Below are 25,373 nucleotides of genomic sequence, written 5' to 3' on the forward strand. Positions count from 1 at the left end.
GATTCGAACGCCGAGCAGGATAGCTTATGAGGCAGGGGGCGAAACGCCGGTGTGATGGGAACGATACCAGGAGCCGACGCGTACGGCATCGACGTGTCGATCCCGGCGGCCGACGTCGACGAGTTGCTCGCGGTGACCCCCGCCGACGTCGAGGCCCCGGACGCGCTCTCTTTCTGCCGCAACGTCTTCGTCCCGCTGACGACCGCCTGCCGGTACACCTGTACGTACTGCACCTACTACGACCCGCCCGGGCAGGCGACCCTGCTCGACATGGACGAGATCCGGTCCATTCTCGAGACCGGCGTCGACGCCGGCTGCACGGAGGCGCTGTTCACCTTCGGCGACACGCCCGACGACCGCTACACCGAGATCCACGACCAGCTCGCCGAGTGGGGCTACGGCTCCATCCACGAGTACCTCCGGGCGGCCTGTGAACTCGCGCTCGACGTCGGGCTGCTCCCCCACTCGAATCCGGGTGACCTCACGGCCGAGCAACTGTCGACGGTCGCCGACGTCAACGCCAGCATGGGCGTGATGCTCGAGACGACCGCCGACGTCCAGGCCCACGGCGGTCCCCGCGCGAAGAACCCCGGCCAGCGACTCAACACGATCCGGGCGGCCGGCGAGGCCGGCGTCCTCTTCACCACCGGCCTCCTCGTCGGCATCGGCGAGGGATGGCGCGACCGCGCCGAGAGCCTGCTCGCCATCCGGGACCTTCACGAGCGCTACGGACACATCCAGGAGGTCATCGTTCAGAACGTCGTCCCCAACGAGCGCTGGAAGCAGGAAAGTCCCTCGGTCGAGACCATGCGCCGCGTCGTCGCGATGGCCCGCTACTGCCTGCCCGACGACGTCAGCGTCCAGGTGCCGCCGAACCTCTCGCCCACGCGCGAGCTGATCGACTGCGGCGTCGACGACCTCGGCGGCGTCTCCCCCGTCACCGACGACCACATCAACCCCGACTACGAGTGGCCGGCGCTGCGAGAGCTCGAGGACATCGCCGCCGACGCCGGCCTCCCCCTGCACGAGCGCCTGCCGGTGTACGACCGCCACCTCGACCTCGACGCGCCGGGGCCGAGCGACGGCCCCCGGGTCCCCGAACGGGCCCGGGACGCCATCACCGCCGACGACGAGGCCGGCGAGCGCTACCGGCGACTTCTGGACTGATCGTCGCGGACCGGGCTCGAGGACGGAAGCGAAGAGATTCGAGACGGCGGACGGGATTACGACGACTCGACGAGCGGCGTGCCGTCGGCCTTCGGGCCGAGTTCCGGCCCGTGGGGTCGGTCGTCGGGGTCGATGCGGCGGCGCTGTCGGTAGTCGGTCGAGCGCTCGACGGGGATCCGGCCGATGCTCGAGACCATGTCGACGTACTCCTGGAAGGAGCGGAACTCGCCGTAGTCCCCGCCGGCGCGTTTGGTGATCTCCTCGGAGAGGATCGTCCCCATGAAGTCGTCGGCGCCGCAGTTGAGCATCTTCAGCCCCTGGGCGTCCCCGTACTTGACCCAGGAGGATTGGATGTGGTCGATATTGTCGAGGTAGAGCCGAGAGACGGCGATCAGCAGTTCGTCTTCGTCGGTCGAGGCGCCGGAGTCGACCATGCCGTACTCGGCCAGCGGCGTGTTCTGATGGACGAAGGAGAGGGGGACGAACTCCGTGATGTTGTCCGTCCGGTCCTGCAGTTCGCGAATTCGGTCGAGGTGTAACACCCTGTGGGCCTCGTTCTCGACGTGGCCGTACATGATCGTCGCCGTCGTGTCCAGGCCCACGTCGGCGGCGGCCTCCATCGCTTCGAGCCACTCGTCGGTGCCGATCTTGCCGGGGCAGATCACGTCGCGCACTTCGTCGACCAGGATCTCCGCGGCGGTGCCGGGCACCGAATCCAGGCCGGCGTCCTTCAGCCGGCCGAACACCTCTTCGTAGGACCAGTCGGTGCCGCGGCGGGCGTGGTAGGCCTCCTCGGGCGTCATCGAGTGGACGTGGACGCCGTCGACGCTCATCGCCTCGATCTGCTCGCAGTAGGTGCCCGGATCGGTGTCGTACTCCTCGGGCGACCGGTAGTTCAGGTCCTCGCGCTCGCTGGCCTCGAGGATCTCTCGGTGTTCGGCGTCGAGGGCGAAGGCGGGGTGGAGGCCAGAGACCGAGGTGACCTCGTAGACCCCGCGCTCGACGGCGTCGCGGACGATCTCGCGGGACTCCGCCGGCCGCTTCGTGAAGCCGTCGTGGTCCTCTTGATAGCTCGTCCGGAACTGTTCGGAGCGGTCCTTGAAGTTACAGAAGAGACAGCCGGTGTTGCAGGCAGTCGTGACGTTGTTGTTGAGATTGGCGACGAAAGTGACCTCCTCGCCGACCACCTCGGCCCGGCGGCGGTCGGCCGCTTCGAGGACCTGCTCTTTGCGCTCGCGGTCGATCCCCTCGCGGTCGGTCCCCGTCGTGAGCAGCTCGATCCCGTCCGCGACCGTCAACCGCTCGCCCGCCCTGGCCTTCGCGAGCGCGTTCTCGAAGGCCTGGTCGGTCTCGGGAAGGCGCTCGAAGTCCTGTTGCGGAATCTGGTCGCTATCCGGTACGGGTTTTGACATGGCTCTGGAGACGCCTGATACCCACCTAAACCTTGTGTCTCCACCACCGCCGGCGCGCGAAACCGGCGGTTCGTGATCCGGGCACCTGAGGGAAACAGTACGTGAGACCGTCGTCGACAGTGCGTGGAACCGTCGTCGGTGGCGGCGTAGACGCACGGGTGACCCCAGAAACCGATACTGCTATGAGGGTAACACTGGAATGGTGACACTGTATGCAAATCGCTGTCTCAGACACAGTTGGACCTGGGTCTGAAATTCGTGAACAGGCCGAACTCGCCGCGGAACTCGACTACGACTCCTACTGGACGCAGGAGCTCATCGACGTCAAGGACGGGTTCACCACGGCGACCGCGCTCGGTGCGTGGGACATCGACATCGACATCGTCGTCGGGCTTCCGAGTCCCTATACGCGCCACCCGGCCATCATCGCGACTGTGCTGTCCTCGATCGACGACTACGCCGACGGCCGCGTCGAGGGGCTCGCCATCGGGACGAGCGCGCCCGAAGTGATCCGGAAGCTCAACATCGACATGGACCGGCCGATCAAGCGCCTCAGCGAGGCCAACGACATCCTCAACGCCATCATCGAGACGGGCGAGTGTACCTACGACGGCGAGATCTTCCAGCTTGACAACTGGAAGCTCCGAACGGAGTTCTCGGGCGACGTCCCGCTGTTCGCCTGCGGAGCCGGGCCGGTCATGCAGGAGATGGCCGCCGCGAAGTTCGACGGGCTCTGGCTGCCGTTCAACGCGACCGCCCCGTTCACGGAGGAAGTCGTCGAGCAGGGTGAGGAGCACCTGGAGGAGTTCGGCCGCGACCGCGAGGAGTTCACCTACGCGCTGAACATCCCGACGGCCGTCGTCGACGAGGACTCCGAGATGAGCGTCGAGGAGCAGAAACGCGACATCCTGGAGTTCACCGCCTGGCACTGCTGCTCGGACCACATCCAGCCCCTCGTCGAGATGGCCGGCGTGGAGTACGACATCGACGCCCTCCGGACTGCAGTGCGGGAGAACGACTCCGAAGCGATGGCCGAGATCGTCGACCAGGAGTTCCTCGACGCCGTGGCCGCCGTCGGCTCCCCCGAACACGTCCGTGATCGCTACCGCGAGTACATGGACACGGGCATCGACTGTCCGGTCATCTACAACTACGGCCCGCAGGAGATCAAGATGCGCAACGTCAGAGAGCTGGCGCCCGAAAAATTCTGAATCGGCCCCGACCCGCGATCAGTTCTCGAAAGAAGACGGATAGTACGTGCCCAACAGCCAGGCCGCCACCGTTCGGACGCGGGAGACCGTTCTCGGCTCTCGCGGGAGAGCGCCCAGAGCCGTACAACGCGCGAGTGCGCCCCTGATCCGTCCGACACGCGAGTCGACTACGGGGTCAGGCGCCGAGTCCGAGCGAGAGAAACCGCGATTCGTTCCGTCGCGTCAGCGGGCGCTCTCGATCCGATCGAGGAAGGTCCGTTCCTCGGTACTCGGCGGGGCGACCGATTCGACGTCGTCGGCCACGCCGATGTCGAAGCCAGTGTTCTCCTTGATCTCCTCGACCGACGAGTGGCTGTGGACGCCTTCGATTCGCATCTCCTTGGTCTCCGGGTCGAACCCGAGCAGCCCGAGGTCCGTCACGACGCGGATGTTCTCGACGGACGGGAGTCCGGACTCCTCACGCGCGGATCCGCCCGAGAGGTAGCCGGGCGACGTGACGAAGTCGACTTCCTCGACGAACCGCTGTTTCTCGTGTTTCGTCACGACGGTCAGTTCCTCGGCGAGCGCCGTCAGATCGCCGGCGCCGCCACCACCGGTCAGGCGGACCTTCGGATCGTCGAAGTCGCCGATCACCGACGTGTTGATGTTGCCGTGTTTGTCGATCTGTGCGCAACCGACCATGGCACCGTCCATGTACCCTCGCTGAGTGAAGGCGAACGTGTCCGTGATCGACGGGAGCATCAGCGCCTGCCGAGAGACGCGCATGGAGTTGGTCGACGAGGGGAAGTAATCCGTCGAGATTTCCGGGCCGATCGAGCCGCCCTCGAAGACCATGACCAGCTCCGGATTGTACAGCCGCTGTGCCAGCAGGGCCGCTCGCATTGGCAGCCCGATTCCGACGAACGTCGTTCCGTAGTCCTCGATGAGGTGTGACGCAGTGACGACCATCTGGTCCTCGTCCGAGTACTCGGGTGCGTTATCGTCGCTCATTTCCATACCTCCCGGAGGTGTTCCGTCGCTTCTTCATCTTTCGGGACATTTTGCATACTGACGATACACGAGAGTATCTCCCGAGTATCGAACTCGTCGAGATACGCTTCGAAGGAATCTGGCTCGTAGAAGTACCGCTGCAGGTACTCGTCGATGCCGTCGAGCCCGTCTTCGGCCAGGTCGTGACTGTACGCCTCGAAGTGATCGAGCGACTGTTCGTAATAGCCCGGACACTCGTGGGGGAACGAGCCGAAGGGAACCGAGATCACTTCGTCGACACAGAAGTACGGGATGTCAGTGTCTCCCGACCGGGTGTCGTCCTCAGAGACGATCTCCTCGCAGGTGACGATCGTCGTGTCGGCTGCCAGTGCCCCGTAGTAGTCGATCTGGGGCATCCCCGAGATCTGGACGTTGCCGTACGGGTCGGCCCGCTGTGCGTGGATGAACGCGACGTCGGGGACGATCGCCGGGATGAGCGCGAGATCGGACCCGGTGAACGGGCACTCCTGGACGACCGTATCGGTGACCTCGATGAGGTCCGACCCGAGCATCGTCCGCGTCGGCAGGTACGGGAGTCCCATGGCGGCGGCCATCAGGCGGAGACAGTAGCCGTAGTGACTCCACTCCTCGAGCTCCAGATCGCCCCCCTCGATCGCCGTCCGCATGACGTCGGGGATGATCGGTGGCACGGCCGACCCGAGCCACGACGTCACCATCTTGTCGGTCGTGTCCGATTCGAGGAGATAACTCCACTCGTAGCTGGCGAGATTCCGGAGTACGGTCGTGTCCGTGACGTCTGATCGGACCAGTTCCCACAGAAGCGCCATCGGTGTTCGCGAGTAAAACGTCCCACCGACGTAGATCTCGTCTCCGTCGTCGATGAGATCTGTCACCTCCTCCAGACGCCCCGTTTTCTCCACCAATCTGGTCTCCCGATCGGCGGTTTGTTCACGGACGTCCGTAATCGACGTAGGTAGCATTGCTTCACCCATTCCACTCATCCGGCCCATAAAAAGCTATTCGGGACTCGCTTCTGTTGCCGGTCGCTCAGTGCCGACCCACCTGCCGGAAAACCGGGATCGCCGATCACGAGGAGATGGTTCGCGAACGCTACTCCCACATCGAAGCCGGCGAACTCGGTGACGTCGCGACCGAAGCGCTCGACGAAGTCGATCGGTAGTATGAGAACCGTTCCGACGAGAATCCCGACGATCTCGAGACCGTGTATCGTCTCTGAAGACCTCGAAGAGATACACGACAGTATCGACGAGGGTACGCGGATGGACCGACGCTGCACACCGAGTACACGAGTCAGCGATGTCCGATGTGTGATCATACGGACCGTACGAACCGGACCAGGACGCGGTTCACACCGTCACCCGGTCTGGGACCGATTCACAGACCGGCGGCGAGATCCGTGAACAGTTCTTCCTCACGGGCAGCGAGGGCGGCAGCACGGTCGCTCGCATCTTCGAGGAGCGTCGCGTGCTCGGCTGTATCGTCGGTCTCGCTCACGTCTCTCAGGACACTCCCCAGTTCGGACCAGTCGTCGGCAATTCGACGCATCCGTTCGCCGAAGTGATCGTCCAGTCCGGCGTTCGTCCCGAGGGTTTCGAGAAAGGTGCCGTAGAGGCGGCGGAACGCACCACCGCCAGTACCCCGACGCTCGATGTTCTGGTAGGCAAAACGGGCTGTCCACTGGACATCGTCGAACGCCGTCCACTGCGGGAGATCATCCGCGAACGCCCGAATGGCAGCGACACCGCTACGTTCGTCCTGCCTGCCGTCGAGCATCGTCCGTGCGGCGGATTCGATCGCCTGCCGCGTCGCGGTGTCCGTCGGCACTGTCAGTTCGGGAGTGTCGACGGTGAGCCACCATCGGTCGAGTGGCCAGAACCCGTAATCAGATCGCCACGCGTCGTCGAACGCCTGTCGCGAGACGGTCTGTAGCTCGGGGAACTCGCTATCCGAGATCGTCACCGAGTCGTCCGTCACATCGATGACGACGACAGTGTGTGGACCGAAATGCGTGTCGCTGCCGAAATACGGGAGGTAGTAGAGGTCGACGTAACACAGAACCGGCCCCGATTCGAGCTGGGTTTCGAGTCCGTCCCAGGCCGACGGTCTCGAGCCACCCTCCTGCTGGACGACCGAGATTCCGAGATTCTCGAAAAAGTTCGTCTCGAGGTGTGCGTTCCGGCCCAGGATTATGCGTGAAGTGGGCCCGAGCTCGTCGTACTCGAAGCCGATACCAGCACCGATGCCGAAGCATCCGGCTTCCTCGAGCCCCCACCCGTAGTAATCCGCGAGGTTTCGGAGGGACGTGGAACCACAGTGGTCACCCGGTGCGTGCGGATAGTCCGCGATCATACCGGACAGTGCGACGAGTCTCTGAAAACAATACCGATAGTGGGGGGTGCCAACCGTGAGGAGCAGTCTTTGTCACAGGATCCGGTCGGCATCGTGGGTACCGACACACACGCCAGGACGACAATGCATCTACTATCGTCAATCTCTACGACGGTGAATCTTTCTGCGAGACTGAAGACGACATCTATTACCTCGTTAGTGCTGATCTCTGGGATACGGAAGACGACGTTCACCGCCTCGAAATCACGCTCCCAGAGACCTACCAAGAAAGGTTCAAAATCAGTGGGGTAGATGAAGATGCTTTCCTGTCCCTCTGCGAGAGTGTACTTTCAGCCTCACTGCGTGTGGTCCTGGGTGAAAAAGAGTCTCGTATCGGACAAATTAAAATTTTGTTTATATTTACCACCAGGTGGTTATGTCAGGTTGATATTCTCATAATGACATATTTGAATAATACATTAGAATCTGTTAATAGCTGTTGGAGCGAACAATCCTCAACGCTGGAAATGACAGTCCAGGCATCATTACGAAATTTGCAGAATATTTTTCGGCCCGAAGATAACGTAATCGCTCTTGGGAAGGAGATTGTTGACGGCGAGAGCAGCGGCTGAAAGTCGAAGAGGGCGAGGGCACCGCGCCAGCGGTGCCCGATATGACCCCGTGGAGCCGATTCTTCTCGGAATCGGCTGCAGCGGACCTCTTGCAGCAGGTTCGCTGGCGTGATGGTGTTGAGTGCCCCCGCTGCCGTTCTGCCTGACGGTCAGAAACGGCAGCTATCGGGTGTATCAGCGGTATTTGTGTGAGAATTGCGGTCGGACGTTCAACGACAAGACCGGCACGATCTTCGCTCACTCAAAGCTCACGCTGAAAGAGTGGTATTTCACGATCTACGTGTTCTTACGGTTCAACACGAGCCTTCGCCAGATCGAGGCGGAACTCGATCTTTCGTACAAGACGGTGAGACGGCGCGTCGAGCGCTTCGCCAGAGCGCTCGACGCGCCTGCAATACGGCTGTCCGGGCCGGTCGAAATCGACGAAGTGTACGTCTCAGCGGGCTTGAAAGGCCGCTGGCGCGACGGTGGCTCTCGCCCCACCGAGGCGTCTCGAACGACAAACTAACGCCGGATCTCAGAGCCTTTCAGCTCCGCCGCGAACTCTACAGAAAACCATGCGACGAAGCGCTCAAACATGCTCTCGACGCCGCTCTCTGAAAATCAACAACGTGCTTCACGAGAGCGTGGCGTAATTATGACTCGCCCTTAGCCAGTAGAAGAATTAACGTCAACTACTGATCCGAACTGGACTACGTCTCAGCAGGGATGAGATGGCCAAAGACGTGCTTAGGCGGGAATGTTGTGAGAGCCGATGCAGGATGTCCACTTAGAAACCACGTTAGAAAATTTACTCCTTCCCAAAAGTTGAGCAGAAGAGGGAAACTCACTGATAACCACCATTCTTCATACACTTGGTCTGAGCTATCAATACGATTTGACTAATTTGGCTGTGGAGAAATAGGAATCACTCAGTGGTCCTATCCGTAGACTTATGGTATCCATAGGGTAGATGATGGACTTCTCCAATCTGTGGCTCGAATCGGGGAGAAGTATGAGGACGAGCTCCGTGACTGGTTCGGAAAATCGACATAGTCGAATCTGTATTGGTTCGGACAAGTAGAAAATACTGACTCAAAACGACGTCCACTATCTTGTCTGTATCCCAATTCGGCCATAGAACGACCGTATATGGCCTGTACCAGGGGATTAAGTTGCCCCCGACCGTATCAAACATTGCAGAACGCAACACGCTGTCGGGTGCGTCCAGTGACCGATTAAATCGCACGAGGAATTTCGGAATCGCAGGACAGCGAAGCCGCTGTCGAATATGATTCAACCGGAAAGTGGATGCCGCCTCCCGGATTTGAACCGGGGACAGCCCGATCTTCAGTCGAGTGCTCTCCCAGTCTGAGCTAAGGCGGCGCGCCGTCGTGCGCATCCCGACAGTTGCGGGTGGTAGAAAAAAGGATTTCGAAAGCCGGGGCCGCAACCGGTGCGCCCGATCGCAGCCGCCAGGACCCCCACAGCACGCGACAGCGGGACTGAGCGGCCGCAACGATCGGGTGGAGCGATAGAACTTTCACGCTGGCCGAGTGACAGGAGCGTAATGAGGGATCGGAGCAGCTCCCGGGGGGGAGAGTCGGAACGATCGATCAGGAACGGGAAGCGCCACAGGCGATCCTACGAGGGCCGGGGCATCCGCCGCACGAAGGACGCCGACGCCGGTTCGGGCCCGGCGACCGGCTCATCAGGCCCGGACGTCGACGGCCGCGCCAAAGAGACCATGCGCGACGTCGGCTGGCACCTCCGGATGGCCGAAGAGCGCGAACGCGAGAACCACGGCCACCGGCTCCAGGAGGCCGGCCGCATCTCCCGGGATCTCTCGGCCGGGACGCCATCGAAAGCGGTGGCCCACGACCGGACACAGGAGGTCGACGACCTCCTCCAGCGCGCCGAGAGTACGGAGAATCCCGACGCCGACGGCCACATCGACGCCGCGCGACAGGCCGTGCGCGATCTCCTCTGGCGGCTGAAGCCCTGACCGGGCGGGCCGCGTAGCGGGGCCGGTGCGTGCTGGCGTCCGGTCGCGTCGGCCAGGCTCCCGGTCTTGCCTCGATGCCGGCACGACAAGACCTAACTCGATGGTGGCAGTGTACCGGCCAATGGTTTCGCTCACGGACGAACAGCGGATGCTTGTCGAGACCGCCTCGGACCTCGCCGAAAACGAGTTCGCCGAGCGGGCCTACGAGTGGGACGGGGAGGCGCCATGGGAGAACCTGCAACTGCTCGCCGACCGGGGCTTTCTCGGGATCAACATCGACGAGGAGTACGGCGGCGCGGGACTCTCGGAGTTCGAGGCGCTGTTGCTCAACGATGCCGTCGGCCGTGTCTGTCCGGACACGGCGGCGTATCTCAACTCGCTGCACATGACCGCACCGCGGGCGATCGACATGTTCGGGACGCCCGCGGCCAAGGAACGGTACCTGCCGCCGCTGACGAAGGGCGAAGACTTCGTCGCCATCTGTATCTCGGAGCCCGAGGCCGGGTCCGACCTGCACGCGATGAACACCACCGTCGAGGAACGAAACGGCGACCTCGTCGTCAACGGCGAGAAAACCTGGGTGTCGCGATTCAGGGAGTCCTCCGCCGGCGTCACCTGGGTGAAGTTCCCCGAGGGGTTGGGCACCGTGATCGTCGACTTCGACGACCCCGGCGTCGAGGTCAGCAATCACTACACGAACATGGCCGGCCACGAGCAGACCCACTACTACATGGAAGACGTCGTCGTCCCCGAGGAGAACGTCCTCGCGCGCGGCGAGGACGCGTTCAAACGCCAGCTGAAGGCGCTCAACTGGGAGCGCCTCGGCGTGGCCTCGATCTCGAACACGTGGGCGCTGGCGGCGCTCGACTACGCGCTCGAGTACGCACAGGACCGCGAGCAGTTCGGCCAGCCGATCGCCGAGTTCCAGGGCCTGGAGTGGAAACTCGCGGATCTCGTCACCCAGCTCGAGGCGTCACGGTCGCTCACCTACCGGGCGGCCGAGGACGCCGTTGCGAAGGGGCGAATCCCCGAACCGCTCCAGACCGGCGCGGCCAACCTCTTCTCGGGGCAGATGGCCGAGACGGTCATCAGCGAGTCCCTCCAGATCTGCGGCGCGAACGGCTACCAGCAGGGCCACCCGCTCGAGTACCTCTACCGACTCCAGCGCGGCTGGCGGTTCGCCGGCGGCACCGACGAGATCCAGAAGAACACGATCGCCCGCTGGCTCAAACGCGACGGGATCCCCACGATCCCGAACTGATCGGCGAGGTCGAGGGTCGACGTTATTCAATCTCCCGCGCTCTCCGTTTCATCAATTTGCACACTTCGTTATTAATAATCGGTTTCCGAGGCTCGTTTACTTAGCTCGCGGCGGGCAAAGTGCTCCCCCCGTCCGTTCACTAAGACGTGGATCCGGTGTTCTAACTAAACGATCTGAGAAAAGCATTTACTAACACGGTGAGAAGCGTCGCTAATGAAAGACGGGTACCTCGTCGATTCACCCGCCCCGGGAAAGTACCTGTCCGCCGATTCCGGCGCTTCGCTTCCCGCGTCGTAGTTCTACATGCCGGATAACCTGCCGCCGTCGATAGAGCTGTCACCGGAAGTCATCGAGGCGAACGGCCGGGCGATGCACTCGCTCGGTCGGCTCGACGGGTTCTGGAGCGAGATCGAAGACCCCGACGCGGCGTTCGGGCTGTTCGTCTACAAAGAGGCCGAGCAGTCGTCGCAGGTGGAGGGGACGCAGGTGACCGTCTCGGACATGTTGCGGAAGGGGACCGACTCGAAGGACGTCCGGGAAGCCCGGAACTACGCCGAGGCGTTACGGGCAGCGACGAGGGAGCTGCTCCGAGAGGGGCGACGCCGGCGGAACCTCTCCCTCGAACTCGTCACGTCGCTTCACGAGTCGCTCATGGAGTCCGGCCGAACGGACGACGAGGATCCCCGTCCGGGGGAGTTCCGCTCGCGGTACGTCTGGATCGAAGAGGAGAACCAGAGCGGCTACGGGACCAGCGTCCGGTTCGTTCCGCCGATGCCGAGCGCCGCGGAGTCGAAGATGGAGAACTTCGAGGAGTACATGCAGTCGGACGGGGAGTACCCCGACCTGGTCGATATCGGGCTCCTCCACTATCAGCTCGAGACCGTCCACCCGTTCGTCGACGGGAACGGACGCGTGGGTCGGCTCCTCATCGTCTTGCTGCTGATCGCGTCGGACATCCTCGTCCACCCGCCCTTCTATCTCAGCTCCTACATCCGACGCAACCGCGACGAGTACATCGACCTCCTGCTGGCCGTCAACGAGGAGGGCGAGTGGAACGCGTGGCTCGAGTTCTTCCTCGAGGGGATCAGAGAGCAGGCCGACGAAGCGTTCAGCCGCGCGAAGCTCCTCCTCCGACTGCGGACGGAGTACCGAGAGCGGTACAGCGACGCCGCACCCTCTGTCCGGGAGCTCGCCGACGCCGTCTTCGTCGAACCGATTTTCACCGTCTCTCGGGCGGCGGAGCTGATCGACATGTCGTACCCGGCGGCCAACAATGCGGTCGACCGTCTCGAGGCGGACGGGCTACTCGAGGAACAGACCGGCAAAGATCGATACCGGGAGTTCCGGGCCACGGAAGTCCTCGACGTCCTGAATCGGGACGTCGAAGAGATCCCGTCGCCAGGTGAACTCATGGCCGAGTGACACCGGATGGCAGCGCCGGAAAGGGGAATCGGGGAACCCCAGCAGCGGATGCCATTCGCCCGAGCGGTTTCGGGCTTTTTCGCCTGCGAAACAGTCCGTATCACCGATACCACCACCTGCCACACGTATTTCAACTATAACGCGCGAGACCCTCTATGCCGGCGAGTCGACGAGATGGGTTACAGGAGCAGCTACTCGAGTGGTACGAAGCGAACGGACGTCACGACCTCCCGTGGCGCGAGGAGCGGCGGTCGGCGTTCGAGGTTTTGATCGCGGAGGTGCTCCTCCAGCGCACGACGGCGACTGCGGTCGCCGGCGCGTACGTTCCCGTCGTTTCCCGGTACCCGTCGCCCGAGGCGGTGGTCGCCGCGCCGTCCGGGGAGATACGCGACCGCATCGCTCCGCTGGGCCTCTCGAAGCGCGCGGCCTATCTGGAACGGATATCGGGGCAGCTGCTCGATCGCCACTCTGGTCGGGTACCGCGAGACCGCTCGGATCTATCGCGGCTCCACGGGGTCGGGGAGTACACCGCGAGGTCGGTCTCAGTCCATTCTCACGGCGAACCCGTCGCCGCAGTGGATACGAACGTCGAACGATTACTGTCCCGGTTCTACGGCATCGATTCCGACGAGAGCGACGTCCAGGGCCTCGCAGACGACCTCACGCCGCCGGGACGCAGTAGCGACTCCCTCCACGCCATGCTCGACTTCGCGGCCGCGGTGTGTACCGCTCGGTCGCCGAACTGTGCAGAGTGTCCGGTCGAGGCCAGGTGCGATAGTCCGAAGGGCGAAGACGGGCCGAACTGAACGCTCAGGAGGGACGAGCGATTCGTGCCGTCGACGGTCACGGACAGACCCCCGTTCGTCGATCAAGTGCCGGAGTATTCGGCGAGGTGCTTCTCGAGTTCCTCACGTCGTCGCCTCGACTTCCGCTCTTCGGTACGCTGGTCGTAGTGCTTGTCGAGCACGGGCACCGACACGTCCACCCGGTCGCTTAGGAGCTCCTTAGGCATCCCGGCGTCGAGTTGGTTCATTATGGCCCACTTCCGGAGCGGGTGGGTCGTGAACCCGGACGGACATTCCGGCGCGTTCCTGTTCTTCACGGCGTCGCAGTCCGTCGCGTCTCGGCCGTGCGGGCAGTCGGACGAGTACACGCACGGTCGGGTCATCTTGTAGAAGTCCCGCCGGATCGTCGCCGTCGAGACGCGGCCGGCGGTCGTCGTGAACAGCGGCTCGCGTCCGTACTAGTCGACGACGTCGTGGCGATTGTGGTCGACGTAGTCAACCACGAAGTCCCGTAGCTCGGGGGAGATATTGACGATCCGCTCGCCATCGGAGCCGTTCTTGAGCGGCGTTCCGAGGTCCTCCGTCGCTTCGGGTCGGTGGCGGAGGTGGATTACCACATCATCCCGGTCGAGATCGGCGAGGTCGATCGCCCGGATCGCGCCCTCAATTTAGCACGACACCTGTCATTTATTATCAGGTGAAGAATTCGTCAAAGCACCCAGTTCCAATTTATGACGCTCGATTCCGGGGCTTTAGATCACGTGTTCTAACACGGCCGCAAGCTCCGATTCGAGCTCTGCCGCCTGTAAAATCGAAATCTCATTCGACCCCTGATCGCCTACCGAAGCGGTGTCCTCCTCCAAGTCCTGTATCACCAGCAGACCGTTCCATCCGCTCCCGAAGTAGTCCTCTTTGTCACGCTCGCCGAACACGAACTCGTCGTTGACACGGAGGAAGGCCAGGTACTCGGCCGTTTCTTTGATCCCCCTCCGGATGGTGTCGGTGCTGGTGCTGTTCTTCACCTCGACGATCAGATATTCGTGTTCCCCCTTTTCCTCATCGATCACCTCCATCACGATGACGTCCGGCCGGCCCGTGTGATTCTCGAACGACCGCTCCGAGAAGTACTCGTTCGCCACGCTTCGGGCGACGGTCTGGACCTTCTCCGTCCGAGAAAGGGCCCTCTCCGCCGCTTCGGGAACGTCGGAAACGAAGGAGAGATCGCGGTCTCGGGCGGAGTTGTCGTGATACAGGACGATTTCTTTCTCAGCCTCGAGCCTGGCGAGCTCTTGTCTATCCGATGCGATCGTCTTGAACCGGAGATCCCCCTCTCGGAGGTCCTCCAGAGTCGAGACGAACCGGAAGAGCACGAAGAGCTCGAAGAGTGCGTGGTCGTCGTCGGGAGTGATGGCGGTCTCGTCGAGCAGGTCCCGGAGGGCCTCTTCCTCCCCCTCGAACAGAGCGGCGCGAGTTCGTAGTAGCGAGGCGGCCTCTCGGTACACCCGCTGCCGGGACTCCTCAGCGGTGGTGAGCATCCGCTCAGTTGGCTCGTAGACGTCAGGTTCCCTGATCCGTCTGACGTGGACGTTCCGCTCGACGATCCGGTTCAGCTCGTCGATCAGGTCCTCGTTCCCTCGCCACGTCTCTCTCACCCACTCGTATTCGCCTCTGAGGTAGTCTTCGGCTTCGCGCAAGGTCCCGTGAATCACGGAGAGCAGCCGCTTCAGAACGACGTTCTCGGCGATGTCGTAGTCCTCGGACCGGTTGTCGCAGACGAAGAGTGACCCGTCGTCCGGGTTCCGAGAATACCGCTCCTTTATCGTCGAGTTCCAGTTGATGTGGCCGTCGATCGTCCCGCGGCGCGTCCGCGAGACCGTCTCGGTCTCCGTTCGGACGTTCCGGAGATGGGCGGGTAGCTCGCGGACGAACTCGATGACGTCCTCAGTCAAGATGAAGTGCAGGTCGAGGAGCAGCTCGTAGTCCTCGAAGCGCTCGTCCAACTGGTCGGGTTTGATCGACCGAGCTATCTCGTCTTCCGGGAACGCCCCGTGCATGACGTAGGTGAGTACGTCCTGCGTCAACTGGTCCAGCAGTTCTTCTCTATTCATCGTCGGCGATGTTCACTTGGAGCATCTCGGCCGCCGCATCACCGAGCCCGTCTGCATCAATCTGCGGGACGTTCGAGATCTGGCGGACGATCTGCTCCCGTTTCGGAACGCCCTCTAACTGGGGGAAGACGTAGCTGATGACGGCCCTCGTGAGGCGGTCCTCGAGATCGATCGCCTTGTTCTCGTCCACATACTCGACGATGTCCTTTACGATAGCCGGACCGATGGCTCGGTCCTCGACGGCGCCGTTCATCTCTCTCCAGACGCGACCGATGGCAAGTAGTTCTGCTTGGTCGCGCTCACTCACCGGCATATCCCACGCTGCTGCGTAATCGTGCATTAGGTCGCCCATCTCTTCGTCGTCGTCCGGTATCGAAGGAGCACCAACGCGGATGAACGCAAAGCGGCGCATGAACGCGTAGCTCATCTCGTAGAGCGACGTCTTGTCGTAAGTGTTCATGGTCGCGAAGATCCGCCAGGATTCGGGGACGACGTACTGATGGGGCGCCGGTCGTCGATCGGTCTCCGCCGCTGAGAGGAGTTCGATCTCTTCGCCGTCTCTGGTGTACGGTAGCTGAACCGATTGGCCGGAGAGGAGGGTGAACAGCTGTCCGAATGCTTTGTCGATATCCGCGCGATTGAGCTCGTCGATGACCAGCGGTTCGTTCACTTGCCGATCCGTCCGGCGCTCTTTGAGTCGGTTCAGGACAACTCCCGGCGTAAACGAGAGATCGTCGCTTCCCTCATCAGTCGACTCGGGCATGTAACCACCAACTGTGTCGAAAGTAGACCAGTCCGCAGTGGCTGTGGTGAGTTGGAAGTCCGAATAGAGGTATGGGTACTCCGACGCGAGATGCGAGCAAACGCGTCGAGCTATCTCTGTCTTCCCTGTCCCAGGTGGCCCAGTGAGGATAATGTGCTTACCCGACCGTAGAGCCGCCTCGATCTGCTGGACGATCTCGCGCTTCTGATCGCCGGGGAAATACAGACCGTCGAGCGGATCCATAGGCACAGAGCCCTCGAACTCCACGTGTGCGTTGATCGTTCCAGTCGGCTCCAACCGGTCTGTGAGTGCTTCGAGTAACGCCCTGGGGCGCTCATAGTCCTGAGAGTCGTCCTTCCCTCTGAAAACGCCGTGAGCCCCCTGAGCTGGGAAACTAATTCCGTTCGTCTCTTGGCAGATGGATTGGACCCGCTCGAACTCGAGGAGATTGGCAGTGAGGGCCGCCATCTGGTCCTCGAGCTCATCTTGGGACATCTCGTCGACTCTTTTCGAGGTGTTCAGGCTATCGAGGTCGCTGGTGAGATACAGCTCATCAAATCCGGCCAAATAGGGGAACGGATCCTCTTGAGTCTCGTCGGTCCACCAGCGGCCGTTTTTCTCCGATTTCTCTCCGATGATACCGACGCCGAAGATTCCGTGCGGCTGGTCACTGATCGATTCGGTCGCGGCCTCTGAACGGGTGTGGAGAAATGCAATAGTTCCCGATTGGATCGATTCCCAGATTTGCTCCGTGTCCGATTCGAATGAGACGGTACCGTATTGGACCGCTGTCAGCCAGTACTCCGGTGGCGCGGTGAATTTCCGGATAGGTAGATCTGAGTCTTCGATTGATTCTATCAGGGGATGGTCTGGTTCCTCTGGTGTCAGTTGTTTCCGATTCTGGGTAGGTACAGTGTATGAATCTTCGAGAATACTGTTGAGCCGTGGTTGGCTGAGAGAGCCGTTCGGTACGTCTAACTCGTCCTGGATCACTCGGAAATAGCCCAGGAAAAGCGTCTTCGCGGGGGAGAAACGACCGAGTGAGCCGACGCCGAGATCGTCCGCTTTCGCTTCGAATTCCGTTTCGACGGACTCGTAAAACGTCCGAAGTTGGTCGAATTTTGCGGCCGTACCGGCGGTAACCTCGTCGGACGGTTTGTACCCGGTGAGCGCCGTCGACCAGTCGGCGATGACCGCCTCGCTGAGGCGGTCGTAAAACCAGGAGAGGCCCTCAGGAGCCCGGTCGAGCCGATTTCGAATATCTTCTATCGCGCCGTCGATCGAGTCGTACTCGTCTCTGGCTTCGATACCTGGACTTGCGAGGTCCCGGATCGGATACCCCTTCTCTTGCAACTCCGATTCTAACTCCTGCGATTCAGCGGTTATCACGGCCAGAAGTTCCGGAGGACACCGCGTGAAGTATCCGCCTTGAACGAGGGCGAGGTTCTTATCGAAGAAGATGTTGCTGTACTGGTCCCGAACGTCTCGTAGTCGGGCCTCGTGCGACCGGTTATTGAGGACTTGCTCGTAGACGTCTATCGGTTCTCCGAGCTCTCGGTAGTCGGTCAGCCAGCGGCGGTATCCCGCTTGTTCGTCAGTCCAGCCGAACTCAGGGAGCCCCTCGAAGTCTGTTTCGAGCTCGGACTCGATCGTAGAGACGCCCACGATCCGTCCTTTGTCCTGGAGCAGGTGAAGGACGATATCTCCGGGGTCGGCCTCACGCATTTGCGCGTATCGGTCGTGTCCCTGCTTGTCTTGTGTCGGGGAATAGATCGCGTTGCCGAGTTGCAACTCACCTTCTTTCTTGTATGTCCGCCCCTCGATTTCGGTCTTCTCTATCCAGACTCGCGGCTCGGAATCGGAGTTGCTCGATTGACCACTCGTCTCACTCCCGGAGCTCATTTCATCGAGTTTCGCTTGGATACGATCTTCGTCGACATCATCCAATACCAGTGAGCCCGCTGCGTACTCGAAGAGGGCATCCCAGTCGTCGGGGAATCGGGCAAGTTCACCTTCATAGGTGCCATCGCCGTTGATGGTGATCTTTTGATCGCCCTTCGAGTACGTCTCCTGGAGAATGATTTCGCCGGGGATGAACAGGAAGTGGTCTCGAGACTCATCGAATCCGCCCTTGGATTCGATATCCAACTGGATACTGCACACCCGCTGGTCGGGGTCTTCTTCGAGCTTCTCTTGCTCGCGGTCGAATCGTTGCCACATCTGCTCTTCGCCGCTTTCAGTCCGAAAACTACGGCTCGAGGCGACAGATATTCGAACTTTTCCCAACACCGGGTCCTCGTCGCCTAACTGAAAATGGAAGATTCGTCCGTTGACGTCGGTATCTACCGCGATACCGCGGTCATTTGCTCGTCGTCTGAGAATCGTCAACCAGTCCTCAATAGCGTCCCGAGGCATCGTAATTCCTTGACACTGGTCTGAGAGGACGCTTAGTGTTTACGCCACTATAGTAAATAGAAATCGTACGCACCGCGAGTGGGTTCGGGCGGATTCGAACCACCGACCTCGGCCTTGTAAAGGCCGCGTCATAACCGACTAGACCACGAACCCGTATTCGAGGGAAACCCACGCCGAAGAATAACCCTTACTGTCTCGGTCGACAGCCTTACCTCGCCGAACCGCCACCCCTCGACAACATGGCGTCGAAGGCCGTCTACACGATCACGGCTGGCCTGCTCCTCATCCTCGCGGTCGGCGTGGCCCTCCAGTTCGGCGTCCTCGACTCCACCCTGGAGCCGGGCGACTACGAGAACACGACGGTCACCGTCGCCGAGGCCAACGGCACGACACTCGCGACCGTCGACGTCCGTATCGCCGACACCGACCGGAAGCGCTACGTCGGCCTCAGCCAGACCGAGAGTCTCGATCCCGGCGAGGGGATGCTGTTCGTCCACGACGGAGTCGACACGCACGGCTACGTGATGCGGGACATGGCCTTCCCGCTCGACATCATCTTCGTCGCCCCTGACGGCACGATCACGAGGATTCACCACGCCGACCCGGAACCGGACGCGAGCGGGGAGGATCTCACCCGCTACGAGGGCCGCGGGAAGTACGTCCTGGAGGTCCCGCGTGGGTACGCGAACGAAACGGGGATAGAGGAAGGTGACGCAGTCGAGATTCCCGACGGCGTGGCCTGATGGGAGCGCCACTCCGACCGCACGATTTATTCTGGCCGGCGTGGATTTCCCGCCGTGTCACGGAACGTTCTCGTCGCGCTGGCGGTGGTGGGGTCGCTCCTCCTGGCCGGCTGCGCCGGTGACCCGGTCGGGACGTCGCCGACGACCACGCCCGCGGACGCGGGGAGCACGTCGGGGGAACAGGAAACGACCACGGCTCCGACGCCGGACGGTGAAACGAGGACCACCGACGCTGGCGGTCCCACGCAGGGGACGGAAAACGAGTCGCGGCCGCAGGTGACGCTGCGGGACGCGAACGGCACCCGACTGGGAATTGTGACCGTGATGGTCTCTGACACCGGGAGCGAGCGCTACACTGGTCTCAGTGAAACGGAAGACCTCAACGAGAGCGAGGGGATGCTGTTCGTCTACGACTCGCCCCAGCGGGACGCGGCGTACGTCATGCGGGACATGGCCTTCCCGCTGGACATCGTCTTCGTCGCCCCCAACGGCACGATCACGACGATCCACCACGCCGAGACCGAACCCGGCGAGAGCGGCGGCGAACTCACCCGCTATCCGGGCGACGGGCAGTACGTGCTGGAGGTGAACCGCGGCTACGCCAACCGGACCGGCCTCGGGGTCGGGGACACGGTCGAGATCCCGGCCGCGATCGCCACCTCCGACGCGACGCCCACGCCGACGGCCGGCGGCGGGGAGTAGCAGGGAGCCGGACCGCCGTCACAGCCCGCAGGCGACGGTCTTTTGCGCTGGCGGGCCGTGGAACCGCTGATGGAATTCGGCGCCGCCGAGACCGAGGACGATCCGTTCGAGGAGGCCCGCGAGCGCGCCGAGAACCCCATGCGCCGGCTGTTCGCCGAGTACGGCCGCGAGAACCGATCGTGGTTCCTCGTCGGCCTCTTCGGCAGCGTCGTCGCCCGCGTGCTCGACCTCCTCCCGCCGGTTCTTTTGGGACTGGCAGTCGACGCCATCCTCCGCAACGACAAGTCCTTCACCTTGCTTTTGGTCCCCGACGCATGGATCCCGGCGACCCAGGAAGGCAAGCTCTTCCTGACTGTCGGCCTGATCGCCGGTGCGTTCTTCATTGGCGCGGCCTTCCACTGGGTGCGCAACTGGGGGTGGAACGGCTTCGCCCAGCAGATCCAGCACGACATCCGCACCGACACGTACGACAAGATGCAGCGCCTGGACATGGACTTCTTCGCCGACAAGCAGACCGGCGAGATGATGTCGATCCTCTCGAACGACGTCAACCGGTTAGAGAACTTCCTCAACGACGGGATGAACTCCGCGTTCCGCCTGGGCGTCATGGTGATCGGGATCGCGGCCATCCTCTTCTGGATCAACTGGCAACTCGCCGTCATCGCGCTGGTCCCCGTTCCGCTCATCGCCTACTTCACCTACCGGTTCATCCGCACGATCCAGCCGAAATACGCCGAAGTCCGCTCCTCGGTCGGGCAGGTCAACTCCCGGCTGGAGAACAACCTCGGAGGCATCCAGGTCATCAAGAGCGCCAACACCGAGGGCTACGAATCGGACCGCGTCGAGGACGTCTCGCGGGACTACTTCGACGCCAACTGGGACGCCATCGATACCCGGATCAAGTTCTTCCCCGGCCTGCGGATCATCTCCGGGGTCGGCTTCGTCCTCACCTTCGCCGTCGGCGGGTTCTGGGTGCTCAACGGCCCGCCCGGTCCCTTCACCGATCGGCTGTACGTCGGCGAGTTCGTCACCTTCATCCTGCTCAACCAGCGGTTCATCTGGCCGATGGCCCAGTTCGGGCAAATCATCAACATGTACCAGCGCGCCCGCGCTTCCTCCGAGCGCATCTTCGGCCTGATGGACACGCCGGCCCGCATCGCGGCGGATCCGGACGCCGAGGAACTGGTCCTCGACGACGGCCGCGTCGAGTACGAAGACGTGACCTTCGCTTATGACTCGGAGGACGAGCCGGTCCTCGAAGACGTCTCCTTCGAGGTGGACGGCGGCGAGACGTTCGCCCTCGTCGGCCCGACCGGCGCGGGGAAATCGACAGTATTGAAACTCCTGATGCGGATGTACGACGTCGACGAGGGGGCCATCCGCGTCGACGGGCAGGACGTCCGGGACGTGACGATTCCGAGTCTCCGCGAGGCCATCGGCTACGTCAGCCAGGAGACGTTCCTGTTCTACGGCACGGTCGCGGAGAACATCCAGTACGGCTCCTTCGACGCCGACCGCGAAGCCGTGATCGAGGCGGCCAAACGAGCCGAGGCCCACGAGTTCATCCGGAATCTCCCCGAGGGCTACGACACCGAGGTCGGCGAGCGCGGGGTCAAACTCTCGGGCGGTCAGCGCCAGCGCATCGCCATCGCCCGGGCGATCCTCAAGGACCCCGAGATCCTCGTGCTGGACGAAGCGACCAGCGACGTGGACACCGAGACGGAGATGCTCATCCAGCGCTCGCTCGATCGCCTGGCCGAGGACCGCACGACCTTCGCCATCGCCCACCGCCTGTCGACCATCAAGGACGCAGACCGGATCGTCGTCGTCGAGGACGGACGGATCGTCGAACGCGGCACCCACGGGGATTTGCTGGCCGAAAACGGCCTGTACGCCAACCTCTGGGCGGTGCAGGCCGGCGAGATCGAGGAGCTCCCCGAGGAGTTCGTCGAGCGGGCGACCGAGCGCCGGGCGCAGACCGAGACGGGCGACGATTGATCCGTGCGGACCGTTCCGATTCGGAACGGTCCAAACTGCGGTCGGCGTCCGGAGGACGACGACTGAGAAGGAGCGACCGTTTCAGACCCGCCCGACGAACGTCGCGTCGGCGGAGGTGCGACCCTTGTTGAACGAGAGGACTTTGGCGCGGATCACCTCGCCCTCGGAGAGGGAGTCGGGGACGTCCTCGGTGAACAGGACGAACCCCTCGACCTTGCCGACGGCGACGCGCTCGCCGGAGTGGTGGTCTGTGAACTCGCTGACCCCGAACTCGTAGGTCTCGCCGAGTTCCACCGGCGGTTCGCGTTCCTGGGCGGCCTCGTGGGCGCGTTTCGACGCACTCGCGCTCGACGAGCGTCGCCGGAGGAGGGCGATCAACAGCAGGAAGACGACGACGGCCGCGGCGCCGGCCCCGACGAAGAGGTACTCCATACCCCCTCACAGCGAGCGCCGGGGGTTATAGCTTGGTGGCTCGGTACGGGGTGGCCCCGTCCGTGCTGAGGCAGGCTTACGTGCCCGCCGTCCGAGAGGTCCGGTAATGCGACTCGCCGAGGCCACCTGGACCGACGCGGACGCCGCCGACGCCGAGTTGGCGGTGCTCCCCGTCGGCAGCACCGAACAGCACGGCCCCCACGCGCCGCTGGGAACCGACGTCTTGACCGCCGAAGCCATCGCCGAGGCCGGCGCGGAATCCTACGAGGACGAGACCGGCGACCCGGTGATCGTCGCCCCGCCGATCCCCGTCGGCGTCGCCGAGGAGCACCGGCAGTTCACCGGGACGCTCTGGGTCGGCGAGGACGCCTTCCGGGACTACGTCCGCGAGACCGTCGAGAGCCTCCAGTCCCACGGTTGGGAGCGAGTCGTGATCGTCAACGGCCACGGCGGCAACGTCCACGCGCTCCGGGAGGTCTGTGCCCGGCTCACCCGCCAGACCGACGGGTTCGCCGTATCCTTCACCTGGTTCGACGCCGTCGATCCGGCGGACGTGGAGATGGGCCACGGCGGGCCGGTGGAGACGAGCGCGCTCCGACATCTCCATCCGGAACTGGTCGCGGAGGATCGGCTCGACGACGCTGCGGCCGGTGCCGCCGACGGCTGGGGCGAGTGGCAAAGCGGGACCAATCTGGCCTACGACAGCGCGGAGTTCAGCGAGAACGGGGCGGTGGGCGACCCCCGCGAGGGGGACGCCGACCTGGGCGAGCGACTGGTCGACGAAGCCGTCGACGCGCTGACGGCGCTACTCGATCGGGTGGCGGACCGGGACACCGGACTGCCCGAGCACCGCTAGTCCGCGGCTTCGGCCTCTTCGGCCTCGGCGTCCGCGTCGGCTTCGGCGTCGGCGTCTGCCTCCGCGTCAGCCTCCTCGTCTCCTTCTGCTGCGGCGTGGGCGTCGTCGAGCGCGCCGCGGAGTTCGGGGACGGTGCTGGCGAGGTCGCTCACCTGCTCGTGGGCGTCCTCGATGTCCTCGAAGACGTCGTCGAGGGCCTCGATCTGGGCGGCGAGGTCGTCGGCGTCCTCGAAGGCGCCGGCGCGTTCGCCCATCGTGTACCACTTCTTGGCGTCGGTCAGGTGGTCCGCGGCGTCGCCGGGATCGAGCGCCGAGCGGAGGCCGTTGAGCACGCCCAGGGTGTTGTCGGCGTCGACGTCCCAGATGGCGTCGCCCTCGGGCAGGGACTCGCGGGCCTTCGCGAGCGATTCCTCGACGTCCTCGCGCATCTCGGAGGCCGCCTCGTCGAACAGGTCGTCGTCGTCCAGAGTCGTCTGACCCATACCCACCGATTCGACGCGTGTGGGTATAAAAACCCGCCCGAAAGTGAAAGTGAAACCGGCCGACGGCGAGGGGGCCGGATTCGGGGGCGGAGATATACCGGCCCGGCCGCCGCCGGTCACTCCCGGATCGCCGCGCGCCGCTCCGGGATCAGGTCGAGGTCGGCGTCGGTGTCGCCCAGGACCAGAAGCGCGTAGTACCGCAGGAACGTCTGGAGCGGGACCTGGACGAGCGCTGCCACCGCGATCACGAGGAGGACGAAGACGACCCCGAGGATGCCGAGGACTGCGATCACTGGGATCGTGAAGGCCGTCCCGCCGACGAAGAAGGCGACCAGACCCACGACGAGGAAGGGGATCGCGATGAGGACGGCGGCGATCCCGGTCACCGTCGCGGCGAGGACGCCGATCACGATCGAGAGGAAGAACTTCACGAGCACGTACGCGGCGTACTGCCCGAGGTTGCCCCGCAGCGTCGCGGCGAAGCGTCGCCACGCGCCGAGGATCGAGCCCTCGCCCAGCACTGCGGTCGGAACGACGAAGTCCACGGTGAACCCGTCGAGCAGGGCGACGAGGGGGAGCAAGATCACGAGCAAGGGAAGGACCAGGAAGAGGGCGGAGAGGACCTGCTCGTCGGTCCACTCCGTCACGGTGCCGGACGGGCCGGCGACGAAGACCACGCCGAGCACGATCCCGACCGCGACGGCGAACAGCGCCAGGCGGAACAGGAACAGTCGCAGGCCGGCCCCCAGGTACCGGCGCGTGTACCGTCGGACGTGAACCGCTTCTTCACGGAGGGACTCGACGAGGACGAACTCCATGATCGAGGCGAGCAGGCCGAAGAGGACGGCGAGCAGCGCGATCGCCGCGACGACCACGGCGATCACGAGGACGAAATCGTCCGGGAGCGGGTCGGGGAACTCCGAGGGGGGCGAGGTCTGGACCCCGCCGTTCGAGGCGCCCGAGCCGGCGTTGAACGGGGCGTTCATACCGAAGCCGCTGGCGACGAAGAAGGCGACGACGGCGAGTCTGAGCCACCGGGAGCGATCGACCGGGAACAGGAACTCGCGTGCCGCCTCGACAGCGTCACCGACGTCGTCGACCGCGTGGAGGGACATATCAGCTCGTTTGCGGACCGGCCACATCGTTCTTTCGCCGGTCTGTTGGGACTGTGCCCGCCTCCCCGGCGATCACTCCTCGACGTCGACCAGTGACATGAGGGGGTAGCCGTCTTCCATCTCCATGCGTGCGCGAACGGTGTGGCCCTCGTAGTCGACGCGGATCTCGACGTCGAGGAAGCGGCCGGTGAGCTCGGTGTAGTCGGCGGGGCCGTCTGCCAGCGCCGATTCGAGTTCGTCGGTCAGCACGTCGACGGTCACCGACTCGCAGTAGGGCTGGTTCTCGATGGATTCCGCCATGGCGCGAGCCAGCGAGTCGGCGCTGTCGGGGCTCACGGGCGTGCCGGCGAACTGGTGGTACAGGGAGCCGAACTTGATGCCCGCCTCGAAACAGGCGGTCTGGGCGTCCGTCGGGTCCATACCGGCGTGGGGACCGGGACGGGCAAGTGTGTTCCGACGGGAGCGTCGGCCGAGTACCGGGGGGCCTGCCGTGCCTCGCTACGGTCCACCACGGAACGCATTTAGGTGTCGGCCGACTCCGGACGG

Annotated in this window: 23 protein-coding genes, 2 tRNA genes and 1 pseudogene; 12 read left to right on the forward strand and 14 right to left on the reverse strand. The window is 63.4% G+C overall.

Going from position 1 to position 25,373, the window contains the following annotated elements:
- Positions 1-54 precede the first annotated feature (54 nt).
- On the forward strand, positions 55-1,167 hold the full coding sequence (gene cofG, locus U5918_RS07055; RefSeq protein ID WP_336000487.1) for a 7,8-didemethyl-8-hydroxy-5-deazariboflavin synthase subunit CofG: 1,113 nt from the start codon (positions 55-57) through the stop codon (positions 1,165-1,167).
- Between the two features lie 56 nt (positions 1,168-1,223).
- Here cofG and cofH read toward each other — a convergent pair whose 3' ends face one another.
- Positions 1,224-2,579 carry a 7,8-didemethyl-8-hydroxy-5-deazariboflavin synthase subunit CofH gene (cofH, locus tag U5918_RS07060; protein WP_336000489.1) on the reverse strand — a complete coding sequence of 452 codons (1,356 nt, stop codon included), beginning with the start codon at positions 2,577-2,579 and terminating at the stop codon, positions 1,224-1,226.
- Between the two features lie 212 nt (positions 2,580-2,791).
- On the opposite strand from cofH, the gene U5918_RS07065 reads away from it, so the two are divergent.
- Entirely contained in the window at positions 2,792-3,790 is a 999-nt protein-coding gene (locus U5918_RS07065; protein ID WP_336000490.1) for an LLM class flavin-dependent oxidoreductase, read from the forward strand.
- Positions 3,791-4,012: 222 nt separating this feature from the next.
- Here the strand turns inward: U5918_RS07065 and U5918_RS07070 are convergent, their stop codons facing one another.
- Together U5918_RS07070 and U5918_RS07075 are read right to left on the reverse strand one after the other, a co-directional pair.
- Positions 4,013-4,780: a CoA-transferase subunit beta gene (locus tag U5918_RS07070; protein WP_336000491.1), complete on the reverse strand. Its 768-nt coding sequence runs from the start codon at positions 4,778-4,780 to the stop codon at positions 4,013-4,015.
- Positions 4,777-5,673: a CoA transferase subunit A gene (locus tag U5918_RS07075; RefSeq protein WP_336000492.1), complete on the reverse strand. Its 897-nt coding sequence runs from the start codon at positions 5,671-5,673 to the stop codon at positions 4,777-4,779. The genes U5918_RS07070 and U5918_RS07075 overlap by 4 nt, the downstream gene beginning before the upstream one ends.
- 143 nt (positions 5,674-5,816) lie before the next feature.
- Between U5918_RS07075 and U5918_RS07080 the strand changes: the two genes are divergently transcribed.
- Positions 5,817-5,960 (forward strand): hypothetical protein, encoded by a 144-nt coding sequence (locus U5918_RS07080; protein WP_336003357.1) that lies wholly within the window; start codon positions 5,817-5,819, stop codon positions 5,958-5,960.
- A 215-nt stretch (positions 5,961-6,175) separates the two neighbouring features.
- On the opposite strand, the gene U5918_RS07090 is transcribed toward U5918_RS07080, so the two are convergent.
- On the reverse strand, positions 6,176-7,150 hold the full coding sequence (locus U5918_RS07090; RefSeq protein WP_336000493.1) for a BtrH N-terminal domain-containing protein: 975 nt from the start codon (positions 7,148-7,150) through the stop codon (positions 6,176-6,178).
- Between the two features lie 652 nt (positions 7,151-7,802).
- Between U5918_RS07090 and U5918_RS07095 the strand changes: the two are divergent.
- Positions 7,803-8,361 (forward strand): annotated as a pseudogene (locus U5918_RS07095) (transposase).
- Positions 8,362-9,052: 691 nt separating this feature from the next.
- Here U5918_RS07095 and U5918_RS07100 read toward each other — a convergent pair.
- Positions 9,053-9,126, reverse strand: a tRNA-Phe gene (locus U5918_RS07100).
- A gap of 184 nt (positions 9,127-9,310) precedes the next feature.
- Here U5918_RS07100 and U5918_RS07105 point away from each other — a divergent pair.
- The 4 genes from U5918_RS07105 to U5918_RS07120 all read left to right on the forward strand — a co-directional run bounded on the left by U5918_RS07105 (position 9,311) and on the right by U5918_RS07120 (position 13,234).
- Positions 9,311-9,745 (forward strand): DUF8152 family protein, encoded by a 435-nt coding sequence (locus U5918_RS07105; RefSeq protein ID WP_336000494.1) that lies wholly within the window; start codon positions 9,311-9,313, stop codon positions 9,743-9,745.
- A 121-nt stretch (positions 9,746-9,866) separates the two neighbouring features.
- Positions 9,867-11,006, forward strand: coding sequence for an acyl-CoA dehydrogenase family protein (locus tag U5918_RS07110; protein ID WP_336000495.1), 1,140 nt, complete (start codon positions 9,867-9,869; stop codon positions 11,004-11,006).
- 303 nt (positions 11,007-11,309) lie between these two features.
- Positions 11,310-12,428 (forward strand): Fic family protein, encoded by a 1,119-nt coding sequence (locus U5918_RS07115; RefSeq protein ID WP_336000497.1) that lies wholly within the window; start codon positions 11,310-11,312, stop codon positions 12,426-12,428.
- A gap of 155 nt (positions 12,429-12,583) precedes the next feature.
- A complete protein-coding gene (locus tag U5918_RS07120) occupies positions 12,584-13,234 on the forward strand; it encodes an A/G-specific adenine glycosylase (protein ID WP_336000498.1) in 651 nt (216 codons plus the stop codon).
- Positions 13,235-13,296: 62 nt separating this feature from the next.
- Here U5918_RS07120 and U5918_RS07125 read toward each other — a convergent pair whose 3' ends face one another.
- The 5 genes from U5918_RS07125 to U5918_RS07145 form a co-directional block, all read right to left on the reverse strand.
- Positions 13,297-13,581, reverse strand: coding sequence for a hypothetical protein (locus tag U5918_RS07125; RefSeq protein WP_336000499.1), 285 nt, complete (start codon positions 13,579-13,581; stop codon positions 13,297-13,299).
- Between the two features lie 90 nt (positions 13,582-13,671).
- The gene (locus U5918_RS07130; RefSeq protein ID WP_336000500.1) at positions 13,672-13,830 is read right to left on the reverse strand and encodes a hypothetical protein; all 159 of its coding nucleotides are present in this window, start codon (positions 13,828-13,830) and stop codon (positions 13,672-13,674) included.
- Between the two features lie 135 nt (positions 13,831-13,965).
- On the reverse strand, positions 13,966-15,321 hold the full coding sequence (locus U5918_RS07135; RefSeq protein WP_336000502.1) for a hypothetical protein: 1,356 nt from the start codon (positions 15,319-15,321) through the stop codon (positions 13,966-13,968).
- Positions 15,314-18,304: a MoxR family ATPase gene (locus U5918_RS07140; RefSeq protein ID WP_336000503.1), complete on the reverse strand. Its 2,991-nt coding sequence runs from the start codon at positions 18,302-18,304 to the stop codon at positions 15,314-15,316. The genes U5918_RS07135 and U5918_RS07140 overlap by 8 nt, the downstream gene beginning before the upstream one ends.
- A gap of 274 nt (positions 18,305-18,578) precedes the next feature.
- A tRNA-Val gene (locus U5918_RS07145) sits at positions 18,579-18,652 on the reverse strand.
- An 86-nt stretch (positions 18,653-18,738) separates the two neighbouring features.
- Between U5918_RS07145 and U5918_RS07150 the strand changes: the two genes are divergently transcribed.
- The 3 genes from U5918_RS07150 (at position 18,739) to U5918_RS07160 (ending at position 21,942) form a co-directional block, all read left to right on the forward strand.
- Entirely contained in the window at positions 18,739-19,242 is a 504-nt protein-coding gene (locus tag U5918_RS07150) for a DUF192 domain-containing protein (RefSeq protein WP_336000505.1), read from the forward strand.
- Positions 19,243-19,296: 54 nt separating this feature from the next.
- The gene (locus tag U5918_RS07155; RefSeq protein ID WP_336000507.1) at positions 19,297-19,944 is read left to right on the forward strand and encodes a DUF192 domain-containing protein; all 648 of its coding nucleotides are present in this window, start codon (positions 19,297-19,299) and stop codon (positions 19,942-19,944) included.
- 69 nt (positions 19,945-20,013) lie between these two features.
- Positions 20,014-21,942 carry an ABC transporter ATP-binding protein gene (locus tag U5918_RS07160; protein ID WP_336000509.1) on the forward strand — a complete coding sequence of 643 codons (1,929 nt, stop codon included), beginning with the start codon at positions 20,014-20,016 and terminating at the stop codon, positions 21,940-21,942.
- Between the two features lie 81 nt (positions 21,943-22,023).
- Here the strand turns inward: U5918_RS07160 and U5918_RS07165 are convergent, their stop codons facing one another.
- Positions 22,024-22,374: a hypothetical protein gene (locus U5918_RS07165; protein WP_336000510.1), complete on the reverse strand. Its 351-nt coding sequence runs from the start codon at positions 22,372-22,374 to the stop codon at positions 22,024-22,026.
- A 106-nt stretch (positions 22,375-22,480) separates the two neighbouring features.
- Here U5918_RS07165 and U5918_RS07170 point away from each other — a divergent pair, with 106 nt between their 5' ends.
- Entirely contained in the window at positions 22,481-23,230 is a 750-nt protein-coding gene (locus tag U5918_RS07170; protein ID WP_336000511.1) for a creatininase family protein, read from the forward strand.
- Here the strand turns inward: U5918_RS07170 and U5918_RS07175 are convergent.
- From U5918_RS07175 to U5918_RS07185, 3 genes are all read right to left on the reverse strand, one after another.
- Positions 23,227-23,712 carry a DUF5790 family protein gene (locus U5918_RS07175; protein WP_336000513.1) on the reverse strand — a complete coding sequence of 162 codons (486 nt, stop codon included), beginning with the start codon at positions 23,710-23,712 and terminating at the stop codon, positions 23,227-23,229. The genes U5918_RS07170 and U5918_RS07175 overlap by 4 nt on opposite strands.
- A 116-nt stretch (positions 23,713-23,828) precedes the next feature.
- On the reverse strand, positions 23,829-24,827 hold the full coding sequence (locus U5918_RS07180) for a DUF7544 domain-containing protein (RefSeq protein WP_336000515.1): 999 nt from the start codon (positions 24,825-24,827) through the stop codon (positions 23,829-23,831).
- A gap of 72 nt (positions 24,828-24,899) precedes the next feature.
- Positions 24,900-25,247, reverse strand: a complete 348-nt coding sequence (locus tag U5918_RS07185; protein WP_336000517.1) for a dihydroneopterin aldolase family protein — start codon at positions 25,245-25,247, stop codon at positions 24,900-24,902.
- Positions 25,248-25,373: the final 126 nt, after the last annotated feature.

Origin of the sequence: Halorientalis sp. LT38 (assembly GCF_037031225.1) — an archaeon.
Classification (GTDB): Archaea; Halobacteriota; Halobacteria; order Halobacteriales; family Haloarculaceae; genus Halorientalis; species Halorientalis halophila.